The organism is Calditrichota bacterium (assembly GCA_020637445.1).
Classification (GTDB): Bacteria; Electryoneota; RPQS01; order RPQS01; family RPQS01; genus JABWCQ01.
In genome coordinates this window covers 488,344-505,793 of sequence record JACJVZ010000001.1, presented here as the reverse complement: position 1 = coordinate 505,793, position 17,450 = coordinate 488,344, and the positions used below count along the sequence as shown (strand labels likewise).

General features: G+C 53.3%; 9 protein-coding genes. 2 read left to right on the top strand and 7 right to left on the bottom strand.

What is annotated here, in order from left to right; translation table 11 throughout:
• Positions 1-2: 2 nt before the first annotated feature.
• The 7 genes from H6507_01885 to H6507_01855 all read right to left on the bottom strand — a co-directional run bounded on the left by H6507_01885 (position 3) and on the right by H6507_01855 (position 12,582).
• Entirely contained in the window at positions 3-1,043 is a 1,041-nt protein-coding gene (locus H6507_01885; protein ID MCB9367852.1) for a PorV/PorQ family protein, read from the bottom strand.
• Entirely contained in the window at positions 1,040-1,939 is a 900-nt protein-coding gene (locus H6507_01880) for a hypothetical protein (GenBank protein ID MCB9367851.1), read from the bottom strand. The genes H6507_01885 and H6507_01880 overlap by 4 nt, the downstream gene beginning before the upstream one ends.
• Before the next feature lie 12 nt (positions 1,940-1,951).
• Entirely contained in the window at positions 1,952-4,279 is a 2,328-nt protein-coding gene (locus H6507_01875) for a fibronectin type III domain-containing protein (GenBank protein ID MCB9367850.1), read from the bottom strand.
• 14 nt (positions 4,280-4,293) lie between these two features.
• A complete protein-coding gene (locus tag H6507_01870) occupies positions 4,294-7,443 on the bottom strand; it encodes a TonB-dependent receptor (GenBank protein ID MCB9367849.1) in 3,150 nt (1,049 codons plus the stop codon).
• A gap of 406 nt (positions 7,444-7,849) precedes the next feature.
• Positions 7,850-9,985, bottom strand: a complete 2,136-nt coding sequence (locus tag H6507_01865; GenBank protein MCB9367848.1) for a glutamine synthetase III — start codon at positions 9,983-9,985, stop codon at positions 7,850-7,852.
• A 73-nt stretch (positions 9,986-10,058) separates the two neighbouring features.
• Positions 10,059-10,439 (bottom strand): acyl-CoA thioesterase, encoded by a 381-nt coding sequence (locus H6507_01860; GenBank protein MCB9367847.1) that lies wholly within the window; start codon positions 10,437-10,439, stop codon positions 10,059-10,061.
• A 1-nt stretch (position 10,440) separates the two neighbouring features.
• Positions 10,441-12,582 (bottom strand): choice-of-anchor D domain-containing protein, encoded by a 2,142-nt coding sequence (locus tag H6507_01855; GenBank protein ID MCB9367846.1) that lies wholly within the window; start codon positions 12,580-12,582, stop codon positions 10,441-10,443.
• A 273-nt stretch (positions 12,583-12,855) separates the two neighbouring features.
• Between H6507_01855 and H6507_01850 the strand changes: the two genes are divergently transcribed.
• Positions 12,856-15,783: a matrixin family metalloprotease gene (locus tag H6507_01850; protein MCB9367845.1), complete on the top strand. Its 2,928-nt coding sequence runs from the start codon at positions 12,856-12,858 to the stop codon at positions 15,781-15,783.
• 275 nt (positions 15,784-16,058) lie between these two features.
• Positions 16,059-17,423 carry a T9SS type A sorting domain-containing protein gene (locus H6507_01845; protein ID MCB9367844.1) on the top strand — a complete coding sequence of 455 codons (1,365 nt, stop codon included), beginning with the start codon at positions 16,059-16,061 and terminating at the stop codon, positions 17,421-17,423.
• Positions 17,424-17,450 lie beyond the last annotated feature (27 nt).

The window sequence follows — 17,450 nt, the reverse complement described above, 5'->3', positions numbered from 1 at the left end:
TCCTACCACGCGAACGCGACCGCGAAGCGGTGCGGTTGATCCATGAACCCGTCGCCTGCGCTCGTGATGCGGCCCCAATGCGCGTAGCCGTAGTCAAAGTCAAGCGTGTATTCGTTCATAACGTCAAACCTGAGCCCGAAACCAAGCGAGAAGCTCTCTTCGTCATAGCCGAATTTTCCACCCGCACGCAGAAACAGCGTTTCTTGATAGCCGTATTCGCCGCCAAAATTCAACCGTTCCTTGTTGTCGTTCGGATGATCCATTTCAATCGCGAACAACGTGCTGTGGCTTTCGTTGTGCTCAACTTCGAGCATCTGAAGCATGTCGAATGACACACCCAAACGAAACATCGTCGGGAGCGACGCGCCCTCAAAATTCTCCATTCCGGGTACTGGCTCACTATTTAGTCCCGCTTCTCGGTAGTCGGCAAACTGGCCCGAGTATTTTACCTCCGGACCAAGATTCTGAATCGCCATGCCAAGCACGAGCGACCTTAGTCCAGTATGGTACACTGTTCCAAGATCGACGCTGAAGCCGTCATAACTTTCGTTTTCGAGACCACTGCGGAGATAGCGCAGATTGCCGCCAAGCGAAAATTTGTCCGTCAAGCGCTGCGCGTAGGAGCCGCCAATCACGAAATCGTAAGCATTGAAATACTCGCCGGTGCCTTCCGGAGCTTCCCATGTTCTGACCGGCATGTCGTTCGTAAACAAATTGATGACGTGAACACTCATCGCACCATATTTTCCCCACGGTCGAGCGTACGACAACGCATTGCATTGGATATCCGCGGGAAGATTGATTTGTGCGATTTGCACGTGGTTTTTTTCGACCGTTGTCAGCGCGCCCGGGTTCCACCAAACAGATTCCGCGCCCTCGGCGGCAGCGACAAAGGCGTTCGCCATCCCCAGGCCGCGCACTCCGAGCGGCAGCTTCAAAAGCTGCATTGAGGTAGTGCCGACTTTTTCGAGTGCAAAGGACTGTGCACAGGCAACGAGCACGATCACGATAGCCAGAACCGTCCTGCAAAATTTCTTGTTCATGGTAGGTCCTCCGCATAAACGAGAACAACTGCGGCGGTGATTTTGGAAACGGTGCCCGTAACGCGTGCGTGCAGAGTGTGGAGGCCGACGGACATGCACGGCCTCGTGGAACCGATGAAGCAGGTCGACCAATTAAACTCGATAGGGCGAGTCGGTTTGTTCAGGTCCGCTCCTTCAAATTGTGACAGGTCGATTTGGAAACTTCGGCCCTTCATGCCCGTTCGTCCGTCCGTCATGGCAAGGTAGATTTCCTGTCCTCCAAGTCTGCCAAGACTGTCTTTCAAGGCTTCGGGGTAGGCCGTAGTCGTATCGTCGTCCATCCAAAGAGCCAGAGTGAATCGATCGTCGACGATTAGTCCAAGTGAATCACGCACCTGCCCGAGACGTGTCGTGTCAACTGCCGCGACATCGACGGAATCTTGGTAGACGGCTTGAATGGCAAGTGCAGCGTCTTCCGCAGGAATCAAGCCTGACGTATCGGAAGGACATTCGTTTGGAATCGAATCACATATTGTACGTATGGCGTTTACGGAGTCTATTGTTCCCTGCTGCTCTTCGATTGCGACTAAATAGCGGATGAATTCTTCATCCCATGCCGGAAGCGAATCGTTTACGACAGATTCGTACCACGCAATGTCCGCGTCCGGTTCTATGAAAGCCGCGACAGTCAGCCTTGCAGGTGTATCAATGCCGTAATGGCCAATTTGAGCAAGCTCCGACAGTACCTCGAAGTCCGCACTGATGATCTGCCCGTTGGATACGGCGTCCTCCCACAACGTAATGGACTCCGTATGAGTTGGATTCGGCGTCGAAGTCGGCGCCGTGCGTGGATCAGAGCAGGAAAGCACTCCGACCACACTCACTGCACAAATAAATGTAAGTATGTATTTCGTCATCATATTGCTCCTTTATTTGATGACGACAAATTTGTCGAGGTACTTATCGCCGCCGTATTCCACCGAGAAATAGTAGATGCCGCTGACGATTTCCTGATCGTTGCGAGTTCGCATATTCCACTCCGCCTGTTCGGTGCCGTTGTAGTGGTCGATTGCGCCAAGGTAATCACCGGCAAGCGAGAAGATGCGGATCATACACTTGCCGGGATCGGTGTTGGTCGGCAAGCCGCGGAAAAAGAGTTTGCGTACGAATTCCAGTCCCGCGGCCGTTTCATTGGGAATCGCTTCACCCGGGTGGCCGCCCTTGTAAGGATTGGGAAAGACGTAGACTTCCGACAGCGGGCGGACTCCGGTGGAATCGCCTGCCTGTCTGGCAATTACGACGGACTTGGAGTTGCCAGTCCTGCCGGACACAAGAACACCCGCACCAAATGTACCTTTATCAAAGGCACGTACGGCGTATTCGTAAGGATGTCCCGGAATCAGGTCCGTGTCCCAATAGGCATACTCGTAAGTTCCATCCGGATAGAAAATCGTATCATCGGGCATGCCGTAATTGAAGTTTGCCCATTCGAATTCACCGGGAAGTGTGTCTACCAAATCGTATTCAACCAACCGCTCCCAGTCCAATTGTCCCGTACGACGTTCGATACGGTAGCCTTCGAAATCCGCCTCGCCGGTAATGGCGTCGACGGATAGCTCTGCATTCGGTTTCCAGCGAATACGCGTGCGATCTTCATAAACATCGACCGCAAACTCAGGCGCATCAGGAGCAGACGGCCCCTGAAAATCGTTCAAGTACATCGCCAGTGCCCACTCCGCATTTACACCGATGTCCGCCGTGTCTTCGCCTGCGATGTAGGCTACTGTGATCGGCAGCGTTTCTCCCGGACGAATTGTGAAGCCTTCAGTGGCCTCTTCTCCGAACGCGATCAACATTCGCCAATCGCCCAACTCCGGACTGATCGGATCAATATCACCGGAGGAGATCATGTCGTATTTGTCGGCGTTAGTCTCGGGATCACCACCGGACGCACGGTCAAAGTTTCTGAATGAAACGCGAAGTTGATCCAACGCAACGGGAGTTTTTACTACGCGCATGGCAAACACACCCGGCCCGGGACCGTCAGCGTCTTCAAGATCGTCTATTTGCACCGCCATCAATCTTCCCGGATCGTAATAGTTTGCATCGTCGAGAGACGCTGCGTCGCCCGGTTCGCCTTGTGCTTTGATGTCAGGATCGGCAAACATACCGATGAAGACATTGCGGAGCGGAAGCGGACCGACATTGCGAATACGGTAGTCCAACAAAATGAAGTCGGCGGCATAGTCTTCGGGAAACGCGTAGGTTCGTTGAGTTACTACGATACCGAGCGGCGTATGCCCGTCCACATCGGGGCTTGAAACATATTCGGCCTGAATGTCGTCGGTGAAGACCGCGTAGTACTCTTGCACGCCGCGCGCGTTTCCGTCCTCATCCTCGAGTCCGTCGCCATCGTCATCCAGCAGGCCGGGACAGCAATCGCCGTCGTTGTCCGGATCCTCCATGTCCACTAAACCGTCAAAGTCATTGTCCGCATAGTCGCGGGCCATGTCACCGACGGGATCCTCGTCGATATGAGGCTCAGGATCGTAGTTGCAGTTTCCGTCGTTGTTCGCGTCGCCGCTGGCGTCCGTGTCTTCGTCGATTTCACCGTCGCCGTCATCATCGATGTTGTTGACTATTTCTTCATCGATTAATCCATCGTCGTCGTCGTCGAATCCGATCAAGCCTCGGCCGCCGTCAAAATTTTTCGACGCCCTCCCGTCGCCGTTCCAGTCGTCCGTTTCCGCGTTCCAGTCGCCGTCGTCATCAAAGTCTTTCGCTCCTAAGGCAAAAAAACGCTCGTTGAAGCGAGTCAGAGTTTTTGAAGACAAATGCCAATCCGGATTTGACGAAGAGTTGGAGAAAGGCGCCGCAAGGATGTTCTTCGGGTAGAACTCGCCGGTACCGTTGTCGCCGTCGGTAGCCGTCGACACAAACCGCTCGCCATTTAGAATGCCACCGATCCAAACGCCTGCGGAAAAGAGAAAATCGTTCCCGCTGTTGATGGGGAACTCCATGCCGGCGAAACCGTTGAGGTTGTTGGGGTTTCCCGCTTCGCCGTAATTTGCAATCGTGAACCGGACATTCCCGACGTCGTGCGCGATCACGTCCGTGCGCGCACCGGGATCGATGTCGTCCAATCTGCTGCGATCCGGACCGCGAGGCGAATCCACGCGGCGGGCCTGCGACTCGCTTACTGCGAGACACAGAAGCACGACGGCAGCACCTATGAGAATATATATGTGTTTCTTCATGTCTGTTCTCGCGGTTAGAAGTCTACGGCCAGTCCAACCCTAACCAAGCGCGGATTGTCCCACGCATCGGGATTGGCGCCGCTGTGAGGATTCAGACCGTAGTTCGGACTGCTGCTGTCGTTGATGTAACCGGGCTCGCCGTCCAAGTACGTGTCAATCGTGTCCTGATTTCTGTCCCAACCGAGAATATTCTTCGTGTTAAAGACGTTGCGAATTTCGAGCAGTGCTTGCCAGTTGAGTCCGCCCATTGCAAAGTGACGGCCGATATTCAGGTCCGTGGAATAGGTCCACGGAGTATTCTCCGAGAACTCTTGTCCTTCAATGTTGCTGCCGTTGACTTGAGTCGGAGTGTAAGGAAGCCCTGAGAGCAACTGCGAGAGAAGATTGATTGTCCACCCGGTTCTCAGCCACTCCATCGAGAACGCTTTGCCTTTGAGCGGATACTCCGTTCCCAGATTGAACACGATCTGATGGCGGCGGTCCCATGCGAGCGGGGTTTCTCCCGCCGGTTCTACGTAGTTGGAACGAGTGACTTGGGAACCGTTGTTGTACGAGTTCTTTCCACTGGCCCACGAAAGCGTATACGTGACGCGACCGGACAGATACGATCCGTAATCTTTGGACAAATTGAACTCAAAGCCGCGCACCGAAGCATAGTCGGCATTATAGTAGATTGCCGCGTTCTGGCGACTCGCGAGGGGAATGCCAAGATCAAAGAAAAGCTGGTTCTGTGACGCCGTTTGAATCCAGTTCTTGATATCCTTGTAGTACGTCGAAACGTCGAGTAAGTAGTCATTGGCAAATTGATGCCGGACACCTAACTCATATGCAATCGTCTTGGATGGCTTGAGGTCAGGATTGCCTATGACGGGAGTTCCGCCGGTTTGAAGCTGGTTGACGCCCGTGAGGTAGTAGTCTTGCTGACCTCGTTGATAGAAGTACCCGTAGTTAAAATGAAAGACGTCGTGATCCGTGACGCTGTAGGCAATTCCCAAACGCGGAGAAAGATAGGCGTCTCCGGATTTGCTGGGCGGATCAAAATCAACGTAATTCGCTAACGTCGGGTCCTGCGCGAGCGGATTGCGAATCGCGTCGCCTCCGATTCTCCAATAGTCAAGTCTCAATCCGGCGTTGATGATGATGTCCCGGTACTCCATTTTGTCTTGCAGGTAGGCCGCACCGGAGGTCGGGTAATAGCGATAGACGTCCGTATAAATACCTTCGCCGCCGTTGTCGATCGTAGGATAGGGCCGATCTTCGGCGGAGACGTTAAAGTAGTTGTACTCGAGTCCGGCCTTTACTTGGTGCCGTACCGTGAGCTGCGAAGTAATGTCGTACTTTAGTGTGTACGTTTGCGATTTGAATTTCGCCCAGTCGGGAACAAGCTGTTGGTTGTTGCCCGCCAGTCCGTCTCCGGCGATGTGAAATCCATACACGTTGGGATAGGCGTTGGAAGGATTGTTGTAGTCCCACATTCCGTCGCCGTCCAAATCCGTGAACGGCTCGCCGATGTCGTAACGGCCGTTGGGGATGCCATCGGCTTCAGGCAAATCGACGTAAGGTTCAGAGGCCATGCCGTATTCGTTCGCGGCCTTGTTTCCGCCTGACAGAGTTCTTGACGCATCATATAATCCGATGCGAACAGTTTGGTACGTTTTTGAATTCAGCGTGTGGTTCAACGTGACATACATCTGCTGATCGCGAATCAACTCAGTACGAGTGTGATTGGCAGGGTTGTAGACATACGACTGCAAGTCTTCGTCGATCCTACCGTCGCCGTCATCATCGACCCAATTCAGAGCTTCTTCGTCGATTCTGCCGTCGCCGTCGTCGTCCGCAAGCCGTTCATCCGCGCCGTCTACCACACCATCGCCGTTGAGGTCTTGCAGCGTCAGTTGCGGATATTCATCCGCGTTGGTCGCGAGTCCCTGAATCGCGGCCAGCGCATGCATGCCCAATGTTTGTTCTGCTAATGAGAAATTATACGGAAAGACCTGTGACAATCTGTACCAATACGGGTTCAAACGCTCTTGGTTACTCATCCATCCGGCGCTAATCTTGTAGTTCTTGTCGGAATTGAAGGTCAGTTTCAGATTCGTGTTGTTGTAGACTTCTGCCTTACGCACATCCGAGCCAAACAGATCCGTCACCTGCGGCCGGTACCATTTGTCGCCGCCGATATAGGTGCCGAACTCATTTGTGTTGCGACCCCAGAATGTCCCTGAACCAAACATCGACATGCGACCGGGTATCTCAACACCCATCTTGGGAAGCAGCTTGCTTGTAATTGGCTCGGGACCGGAAAACGACATCTCCGTGTAGTCGTAATCTTGATACCCGGTCTTACGGTCGGCTTGCTGGTGCGGCAAAGGACTGCCATCTTCGTCAAGATAGACTTTGCCGAGGTTGTCCCACGTTCCCCCAAGTCCGTCGACGTCCATGACATGCTCGACGTGACCGGTATAGGAGGGTTCTCCGTCTTTCGTTATGAGATTAACCACCGCGGATTGCGCTTCACCATATTCGGCGTTGAATCCCGCGGTCATGACTTGCATTTCGCCGATAGCAGACTTGGGAACTTCCAAATAGCGACGCTGAAACTGCGGGTCACGCACTGCCAATCCGTCGACTAAGAAGAGAATCTCATCTCGTCTACCGCCGCGAATGTGGAGGTTGTCCCCACTTCCAACCACACCGGCCTGCTTTGCCAATGCATCAGAAAACTGCGTGACGGGCAACTCCGTAATTTCTCTCGCGTCCACGCTGCGCACCGTGTTGGCGACGTCTCGCTTGATGACGTCACGTTCGGCTTGAATGACGACCTCTTTACCCTCGAGAACTGTTTCTGTCAGCTTGATGGCCAGCTCGGTCGTCTCTTCAGACTCGATCACGACTCCTTCGATGACTTGTGTCACGAAGCCGATGGTTGAAACGCGCACGGAATACGTACCGATCGGCAAGTTTAACACAAAGAACTCGCCGTCGACATCCGTCGTCGCACCGCGAGTCGTGCCATCGATCGATACATTCGCAGCAGGTATAGGGTCGCCTGTGGCCGCATCCGACACAACTCCCGACAATTTGCCGATGCCTTGCGCAAGAGCAAGAGAGGCCGAGCATAAAAACAGCACGGCCCGTACAAACCTTTTACTAAATGGTTTCATTAGACACCTCCGGGCGAAAGCGCCCGTTTCGCCTATGGGATAGGAATTCAGGAAGGGTCAGTCCAAACAAAATGCCGTGCTCTTCAGCACCCTGAAACAGAAGAGCAGGAAGCGAAGCACGGCATGCAGGACTCACCTAAATAATACAACGGAGACACCGGGAAGTCAAGGGGTTAAAGCATTTTTTATAAAGTAGTTAACAGTGCTGCCGCGTGAGAATAGTCACATAAGGAAATGCACGCATTCATCATAATTGCACATAATTCAACACATTAACAGACCGGGAGGTCGAAAATTAAGCGGCTTCACTGTCATAACAAATAGAGACTTGCGAGGATTATTGCGTGAAACAAAAAAAGCGCCTCCAGCTTTGCTGGAGGCGCCTGAGCTTTTGCGCAGCATTCGATCAGCTCAGATGAAGCAGATCTCGATATTTCGGCATGGGCCAGACCCTGTCATCCACAAGTACTTCGAGTTCGTCGCCAGCTGCACGCAAGTCCAGCATTGCCGGGATTACTTTGTCAAGAAAGTACTTTGCAACTTTCAAATGATCTTCGGATTCCGGCACATTGGCTCGTGTGGCATCAAGTACTTCCAACATGCGGATAAACTTCTCAACAGACTGTGACAAGACTTCAAGCAACGAACGCTGACCGTTGAGCACCGCCGATGAATTTACGGATTCGACCATATCAATAGACGTCGCAACATGGCGCTGGTACTCCATGGCGGCGGGAAGTATCTGCGTTGCACCCATCGACGACATCAATCCGGCTTCGATGCTCAACATTTTGATGTAGGTGTCAAGCTTGATATGGTACCTGCTTTTCAGCTCCGCTTCACTAAGAATCCCCAACGTCGAAAAGAGCTTGACGGATTTCTTGGTGATGAAAGCGGGGTAGGCATCCACCGAAGTCTTCAGATTGGGCAGGCCGCGCCGGGCGGCTTCCGCATGCCACTCAGCGGAATAGTTGTCACCACTGAACAGCACGGCTTGGTGCTCGGTCAATTCTTTTTGTACCACTCCCTGAACGGCTTTGTTGAAGTCCTTTTCTTTCTTCTTCGCCTTCTCAATTTCATCGGTCATGTGATTCAAAGATTCGGCAACGATGGCGTTCAAGACCATGTTCGGACGAGCGATGTTTTGTCCGCTGCCCACTGCGCGGAACTCAAACTTGTTGCCAGTGAAGGCGAACGGCGACGTGCGGTTGCGGTCGGAATCGTGCATGGGCAGGGGCGGCAACGACGTGACGCCGATATTCAGATACCCTGCGTCCTTCTTGGTGGCTTTGGTTCCGCCGATGATAGCTTCGACGACTTCGGTCAACGTATCGCCGAGGTAGACGCTAATGATCGCCGGCGGGGCTTCGTTTGCACCCAGCCTGTGATCGTTCGCGGCAGTGGCTATCGAAACTCTAAGCAAATCACCGTGCAAATGAATCGCGCGTACGACCGCCGTCAAAAAAACTAAAAACTGCGCATTTTCCTGAGGAGTTGATCCCGGCTCAAGCAAGTTGTTGCCGTGATCGTCGGCCATCGACCAATTGTTGTGCTTGCCGCTGCCGTTGATACCGGAGAAAGGTTTTTCATGTGTCAAACAAGCAAGATCGTGACGGGCAGCAACTTTCTTCATCACAGACATCATCAGCATGTTGTGATCCGTCGCGATATTGGCCCGTTCGAATACGGGTGCCAATTCGAACTGTCCCGGTGCGACTTCGTTGTGACGGGTCGTGACCGGAATTCCGAGCTTGTAGAGCTCGACTTCAAGGTCTTCCATGAAGGCCAGCACACGCTCGGGGATCGAACCGAAATAGTGGTCTTCCATTTCCTGACCTTTGGGCGGACGCGCTCCGTAGAGCGTGCGGCCGCAGGTCATTAGGTCGGGTCGTTCAAGATAGAGTTTGCGATCAACAATGAAATACTCTTGTTCGCAGCCGACGGTCGTGACGACGTTTTCGACTTCGTGTCCAAACAGTCTCAGCACGCGCAGCGCCGACTTGCTCAGTGCGTCAATCGAGCGCAGGAGCGGAGCTTTCTTATCCAACGCGAAGCCGTTGAAACCCAGAAACACACTGGGGATGTAGAGTGTCTTTCCAAACCGGCCTTCCATCAAGAAGGCCGGACTCGTCGGATCCCAACCGGTATAGCCGCGGGCCTCAAACGTCGAGCGCGTACCGCCTGACGGAAAACTCGAAGCGTCCGGTTCGCTTTGAAGCAAACTGTCACCCGTGAATTCGGTGATAACTCCGCCGTCCTGCGTGGGAATCAAGAACGACTGGTGCTTCTCAGCGGTCAAACCATGCAGCGGATGAAACCAGTGTGAATAATGCGTTGCGCCGCGCGCCATCGCCCAGTCTTTCATCGCCGCGGCGACGACGTCCGCAGTCGCGGGATCGAGCGAGGTGCCGGACTCTTGAATCGCCAGTAGATGTTTATAGACCGGTTTCGGCAAAACTTGACGCATCACGGCCAGTGAGAACACGTTTTGTCCAAAAAGTTCGGAGGGCTGGAAACCGTGCTGCGCGCCGTTGCGAGTCATACCGTTTGTCTGCGGTTCCGGTCGATGAAGAGTTTTGTTCATTTTGCGGCGGGGTTGAGAATGGTGGTCGGGGTCAGGATTGGCGTTTTGCAATCGCCTTGGGTTTGCCGTTGTCGTCGACGGCTACGAAAACCGCGCTGGTTTGTACGACGACTGTGCCGTCGGTGCGCACAGCTTCGACTTCAAAGGAAACACTTGTGCGGCCGATGCGCGGATTCATGCAGAAGAAATGAATGATGTCGCCTTCGCGCACTGGATGGTGAAATTCGAATTCGCCGAATTTCAAGGTGACCAAATAACGCTCGCCGGTGTATTCGCGGGCGAAAATTGCCGAAGCCTCGTCCACCCACGCCATCATGTTGCCTCCAAACAAAGTTTTGTTGACGCCCAGATTCTGCACAAGGCAGACTTTGGATGAAACTTTGTAGCGGCCAGAGGTTTCGGTTGGAGTCATACTATTTCAACAACAACAGCTTTTTGTCAGAATGAAATTCCGCGGCGTCAAGCCTGTAGATGTACACGCCCGTCGCCAACCCGCTTGCATCCAACGAAATCTCGTGACGGCCCGGTGCCAAAGGTGCACCGTCAAGCAATTCGCGAACGAGCTGACCCTGAACATTGAATATCCGCAAACTCACCGGCGATCCCTGCGGCAAATCGAAGGCTATCGTCGTCGTCGGATTGAACGGATTCGGATAATTCTGATAGAGTGCATAGTCTGTGGGCAGCAACGGATCGTCGTTCGCGGAGACGTTCTCCGTTCCGTTCACAATCAGTTCGACACTGTCCGGTGAAGACGTCGCAGAGTGATGAATGATCAACCACCCGCGTGATTCGCCAAGCTGCGTCGGCATCACTCTCGGATAGACACGAAGCAGCGGACCGGGCTGCAGTGACACAGGACCTTCGAAATCCACGCTGAAAGGTGCGGACGCCGTCATCGAATTAATCACGAGGGACACGTTGCCTTCCGAGCGAAAAGCCACGAGCGAACTGTCAACCGTGTTCACAGGAACATCGCCGAAATCCACGGACGATCCCAAGAAGATTACGAGTCCGGACGTGATGGCCGTGCCGGATACTTCACAGGTCAGATCGGGGCCGGGGCCGTTGTGCGCAATCGTCAACGTTCCGTATTGAGTCCCCAAGTCTTCACCGTTGAACGTCACTTGTATCGCTTGTTCTTCAGTCGGGTTCAAAGTAAACTGTGCGTCGGGAAATACTGTGAACGGTCCTGAGACAGTGATCGACTCAATGTTAAGAACGCCGGCTTGCACAGGGTTCGTGAGCACGATTGCACCTGCGCGGGGCTGTCCTTGCAAGGTCGTATCAATATCCAACGGACATCCGACCAAATACGGAGTGGCCGGATCGACCGATTCGATCGACAATTGATAGAGTTGAATCTCGTTTTCCGTCGCGCCCCAGACATGCAGCTTCAAGTTTGTGACATTGGACGGAAGATCAAATCGATAAAGTTCTTCGGGAAAGCCCGCCGGCCGCCCCGCAACCGTCACGAGACTTACGGTGTCCGGACCCGCAAAGAGCGTGAAATTCAGGTTTTGGTTGTCCGCGGTGTTGTACGACGTTCCGGCTTCACAATTACCGGTTTGTTGGTTTTGTTCCCCTTCAAGATAGGTATATCCGTCGGGCGTCAGCAAAACCGTGACAGAGCGATTTGACAGAACATCGAAACTCCACCAATCGGAGTCTGAGTTGTCATCAAGGCTGACATTGGAAAGAACAGTCGTGCCTTCGATAAGTCCCAAATTGGTCGAGCTCTCAGGAGTGTCGTTCGGCTCATATGGATCGCCGTAATTGCGTTGTCCCGCCAGAATGTCATCGTGCTGCGGGCCGTCGTAGGCACCAGAATAGAATGGTTCGAGCAATTTCGTCGTGTTGGCCGGACAAACATGTTCCAAGCCAAGACCGTGGCCATGCTCGTGCATCGTGATGTTTCGCAAGAACCGGTAGTTATTAGCAGGAGAATTCCAGCTCTCCGCAACGTCCAGCACCATGTCGCCACGGTCCGGGAAATAGTTATACGCAAGAACATTGCTCGGACCGTCAATCACCGTCGCCGCAATCCGAATATCTCCGCGCGCTCCGATCACGCCGGGCGAATTCTGACCCCAGCGGGCGCTGTCGTCGGAAACTTGCTCGTAGCTGTTCCCGGTCAGTTCAGCCCAACGGCCAAAAACCTGAGCGAAAATCCCTTGCCAAACTTCCGGCGAACCAAATTGCTGATTCATGGTGGCAAAAAGTTGGCTCGGGTCTTGGCCGATGTTTAAACCGTCGGGAACGAAGCTGTATGTCAGATGCACTCCGTCGCCTTGAGTTCCAGTCCCACCACTGGCCGTGTTGCCCCAGCGGCCGCCAAGGTTATAGTCCAGAGTACCGAACTGGTCCATCAACCGTTGTGTCCATTCGGCAACATAGTCGGGATTAGTTCCTTCCGCAAAGCAAACGGCAAGAGGTGCATTGCCGCAGCGCTCACAGGTCAACTCAACGGCCGAGTTTGCCTGAGGTACGGGTGCAAGTGTGAATATTAGGCACACCAAGAGCAGCGCGGCAGCGATGTTCAGCAAGTAGCGCATGGTATGGCCCTTTCTAATACTTTGTTTTATATTCATTTGACAAACAAAATCAAAAATCACTCAATTGTTAAAAATACGCAGAGTCTCTCCGTAATGCAAGCACATGGCAGACTCCTTGCGTAGGTTGTTTGAATCTAGCCGACTATGGCAAGTACTCTGAAAGGTCGCGAATTGTTGCATTTGGACTGTATTTCTCTTATTTTGGTAGCCTAAAAGGTATATTCAATCTAAATTTAGCTGCAATTCGATACGATGAAACACATGGGTCCTCGGATGAAGAAAAATTCTGGATATTTAGTTCTTCCGCTGCTTTTGGCGGCGATTGTTGTTATGCTGATTCCTCAAACCGGCAGGGCTGGCGATTGCTGCCCGATCTGCGGCAAGACGGCCGTCGAGAGCTCGGCGTGGGCGCAAGTCACTGCGCTCGAAACCAAACCGACATGGTCTAACGCGTTTGCTCCGAGAGCATTTTGTTTTGATCCCGGTACGCCTGACGAAGAAGTCATGAAGCTCGTGAACAGGATTTATAACAATCCGGCTTCGTATATCGCCAGTTCGCGCTGGACGTCGACCGCTTCGGGCACAACGGGCGGACAGGGTGATCCGACGGTCTTGACTTACAGCTTCGTGCCGGACGGTGTGACCGTGCCGGACAGTCCACCGCCGAACGGATTCGGCAACCAGACCAACAACATCCACGCGATGATGACCGCCAAGTTCGGTAGCGTGGCGGCGGGCAAAGCGAAATTCCGCGAGGCCTTCAATGAGTGGCAAAACCTGACCGGCTTGACATACATTGAAGAAACCAACGACGACGGTGCCGCGCTTTTTAGTTCTTCAGGTGTGCTTGGCGTGCGCGGAGACATCCGTATTTCCGCGGTTCCCATGGACGGTTCTTCGGGTGTCTTGGCCTATAACTATTTCCCGAATACCGGAGACATGGTGTTGGACAATGCCGAGAACTGGCAATCGAGTTCGAACAACTACCGCTTCTTCCGCAACGTCGTGTCGCACGAAGCTGGACATGGCATCGGTTTGTCGCACGTCTGTCCCGCCGATTGCCAATTCCTAATGGAGCCGTTCGTTTGCACCGCTTACGACGGCCCTCAGCATGACGATATTCGCGGAGCGCAGCGTCAATACGGCGACACCTGTGAGACCAACAATACCGCCGCGACTGCGACCATGTTGGGTGCGGTATCGGACGGCACAACGACGATGAACAATTTATCGATTGACGACAATAGCGACCAAGATTACTATTCGTTCACCGTTCCGACAAACCGCCAGATTACGATTACGGCAGCGCCCGTCGGACTGTTCTTCGACCAATGTGCTCAAAATCAAACTTGCTCCTGCACCTCGTCTGATACGACTCGCACAACGGACGACCAAGACCTGAGCCTGCGCTTGTATGATACCAACGGAACGACCGTTCTGGCCGAGGCAAGTTCCAACGGCTATGGTTTGCCCGAGACAATTTCGGCGACGGTACTGCCCGGCGCAGGGACTTATTTCATCCGAGTGTATCCGGCGGGTTCGGTAAATGCGATTCAGGTCTACAACCTGAGCTTCACGTTAAGCCCGGCAATTTTGGAAACGGCGACCGTAACTCTACCGAACGGCGGAGAATCTTGGACGGCAGGTACGAATCAGACCATTACGTGGACGACGACTAACGTTACCGGCAATATGCTGATCGAGCTGAACCGCAATTATCCGATCGGCACGTGGGAAACGCTGTTTGCCAGTACGCCCAATGACGGAAGTCAATCTTGGACCGTGACGGGAACAGCCAGTTCCAGTAATTGCCGCGTGCGCGTAACGAGCATCAATGCACCGAGCGCGACGGATGAATCCAATGCCGACTTCACAATTATTGTATCGACCATCACAGTCGTTGTTCCGGACGGCGGCGAAGTCTTCAACGGTAATGCAATGGAGACGATTAGCTGGACCACGAACAACGTGACGGGTAATATTCTAATTGAATTGAACAGAGATTATCCGGGCGGAACGTGGGAGAACTTAGCTACCGTACCTAATGCCGGCGCATCGATTGCGTTGGGCGGTCCTGCAACGACCAATGCGCGTATCCGTTTGACTTCCGTAAACGAACCCGTGGCAACAGATGTTTCCGACGCTTCGTTCTCGATCGTCGTACCAAACTTTGCGCCGGAAATTACGCACGATCCTCACGGTGACGGTGAACCGGGGAATACGGTGTTCACGGCGCTTGTAACAGACGACGCAGGCCCTATTACCACCACGCTGTTCTATCGGGCCAGCGGCGGCGGTGCTTTCTCATCGACCAACATGCCTGTCACAGGCAATCCCGACGAATATTCGGCAATTTTGGCACTGACTGAAGGGTCGTATGATTATTACATTCGCGCCGCAGACGGCGTGAACACGGTCTATACCGATACCATGTCTTTTGACGTAGGCACTTGCCCGACTGCAATCTCGTTTGACGACGGCAGTGCAGAGGGATACAATTGGGCGGGCGAAACAGGGTTTGAATGGGCGGTAAAATATACTCCCGAATCCTATCCGTTCCTTTTGTGCGGCTTCGAAGTTGCCGTGGCGAAGTTCCATCCTGATACCGCACATTCGCCGATTCAAGGCAGAGTGTATCTCGCGGACGGCACCGCAAGCTTGCCGGGCACCATGGTGCTTGACGAAACCAGCGGCTCGATCGGCAATGTTGTCGGTGGTTTGCCTTCAGGCCAAGTTGTGTGGGCAACGGTTTCAACGTTGGATGGATCCGGCGATCCGTTGATTTTGAACGGGCCTTTCTATGTCAGTGTTGGCAATCCTGCTCAGGGTAAATACGAAGCATTTGGCCGCGACGACAACACCGCGAGCGCCAACAGCTACTTCTTCGACGGCTGCGACTCCTTGTGGTTCAGCGAAGAAGACCTCGTGCCGAATGCGCAGGGCGGCCAACGCATGATCAGACTGCTGGGCAGTTCCTCGCCGGTTCCGTCTGATCTTGTGATTATTGCGAGCGGCAGCGACATTGTCCTGTATTGGGCCGACGCCGGAGCACCCTACTATCGCGTCTATTCCTCAACCGTGTCGGGCGGACCGTTCACGACGCTTGAAGGATCGACTTCCAGTACGACATTCACGGACACGGGCGCGGCTGATGTGGACGACTTCAAATTCTACATAGTCGTTTCGTCCGCGACTCCATAGAAAAGCAGCAAAACTGTTGAAACGGCCCGGGTTAACATACCGGGCCGTTTCTTTTTTGGATAGGGGTGGAATTGTGAGCAGAAATTCATATCATATGAAATGGCGGGTCAGTCCGGCACAGGATGATAACCGTCCTTACAAGTCTTTAATTTTCCTTTATTTATTTTGCAAGGAAATTCATCTGTCCTAACAATTGGGAGGATAGGGCGGGATTTGTGAGAGGTCACAAACCAAATGCTAATTGTTTGCTAATCATATAGTATGAGGCCATTCCAATGGTAAAAAGAAGTCTTTTCTCTGTCCTTTTGTGCGTTGCGGCGTGTGTTCAGTTTTCAAATGCACAAATAACAGCGTTCATTTCGTACTGTGATGTTCCTAACGAACTTGGTTGCGGTTGTGACGCCGGATCACGTGTCTCGTTTGAACAAGGTACGACATCGTGGTGCGTGTTCTGGGATCGCACCGCAGACGGAATTGACGCGTCGGACGAACTCGTTCCGATCGGCACTGCACCCGGTCAAGCTGATTGGTCCTGCCAGTCTTTTAACGGCGAAGACTATTGCGGTCGCGCGGGTAACTTTGCATCCGATCCACCGTTCGTGCTGGCAAATTCACCGATTGAACCCGATCAGCCTGTCTACTATATCAAGATCAGCGGTCCGTCGTGCTGCTGGGTTTCTGACACGTTCAGACTGCAAAACGGTCTTCAAGACATCGTTCTTGGTGACGGCGACTTTTCCTGCACGGGCGAACCGTGCCCGGTGGGTGTTGCGCCGGATCAGGTTACGAATTTGACCGTTTCAGACGAACAGTACTGCACGGAAGTTCGTTTGACGTGGCAGCACAGCGGCGAAAATGTCACTGGATTCGCAATCTATGTTTACAATGACGACACTGAAGAATGGGATTTCAATACGCAGGTGACGAGCGGCGTCAGAGCTGCTACTATCCCCGTGTGTGCAAACGGCGACGTTCAGATCGGCATTGAAACCGTGAATGGTTCGCAAACTTCGGAAATGACGACCGGAGTCGGCAGGACATTTTTGCGCCGCTTCGACCGCGATAATCCCTACACTGTCTCTGGCAACGACATCACCATGAACCTCATTGCCCCGCCTCAAGGTGAAGCCTGCCGGGCATTTGTTTATTTTGATCTCTATTGCGGAGGCGCTTTCCTTCAACATCTTTGCCAATTCACAAACCCGGATTCACTGCGTCTGCTTCACGTGACCTGCACTCTTCCGCAAAGCACGCCTGATCCCGACTGCTACATCGTCATGCGCGACTCTTCGGCGGCCAGCATTCTTGGCGGATGTGTTTTGACCGACACTCTGTTTGATATCACCGTTGACGCCGATGACGCCCCGGTTGTTCCGCGTGAGTTCGCACTCGAACAGAACTATCCGAATCCGTTCAACCCGTCCACCACGATTGAATACACCGTGCCCAATGAAGGTGTTGCCGAATTGTCCGTGTTCAACGTCGCCGGCCAAAAGGTCGCGACACTGGTCAACGGCAACGTTTCGGCCGGACAACACAACATCCAGTGGAACGCCGCGAACATTTCAACCGGTGTTTATTTCTACCAGTTGAAGATGGGCGACCAGTTCATTACGCGCAAGATGCTCTTGATGAAATAAGATCGATTCTTAGAACATTAAAAAGCC

Bases quoted from the DNA above. Each gene is read 5' to 3' on its own strand.
- H6507_01845 (MCB9367844.1), top strand. From the start codon at position 16,059: ATGGTAAAAAGAAGTCTTTTCTCTGTCCTTTTGTGCGTTGCGGCGTGT.
- H6507_01870 (MCB9367849.1), bottom strand. From the start codon at position 7,443: ATGAAACCATTTAGTAAAAGGTTTGTACGGGCCGTGCTGTTTTTATGC.
- H6507_01875 (MCB9367850.1), bottom strand. From the start codon at position 4,279: ATGAAGAAACACATATATATTCTCATAGGTGCTGCCGTCGTGCTTCTG.
- H6507_01850 (MCB9367845.1), top strand. From the start codon at position 12,856: ATGAAGAAAAATTCTGGATATTTAGTTCTTCCGCTGCTTTTGGCGGCG.
- H6507_01885 (MCB9367852.1), bottom strand. From the start codon at position 1,043: ATGAACAAGAAATTTTGCAGGACGGTTCTGGCTATCGTGATCGTGCTC.
- H6507_01865 (MCB9367848.1), bottom strand. From the start codon at position 9,985: ATGACTCGCAACGGCGCGCAGCACGGTTTCCAGCCCTCCGAACTTTTT.
- H6507_01855 (MCB9367846.1), bottom strand. From the start codon at position 12,582: ATGCGCTACTTGCTGAACATCGCTGCCGCGCTGCTCTTGGTGTGCCTA.
- H6507_01880 (MCB9367851.1), bottom strand. From the start codon at position 1,939: ATGACGAAATACATACTTACATTTATTTGTGCAGTGAGTGTGGTCGGA.
- H6507_01860 (MCB9367847.1), bottom strand. From the start codon at position 10,439: ATGACTCCAACCGAAACCTCTGGCCGCTACAAAGTTTCATCCAAAGTC.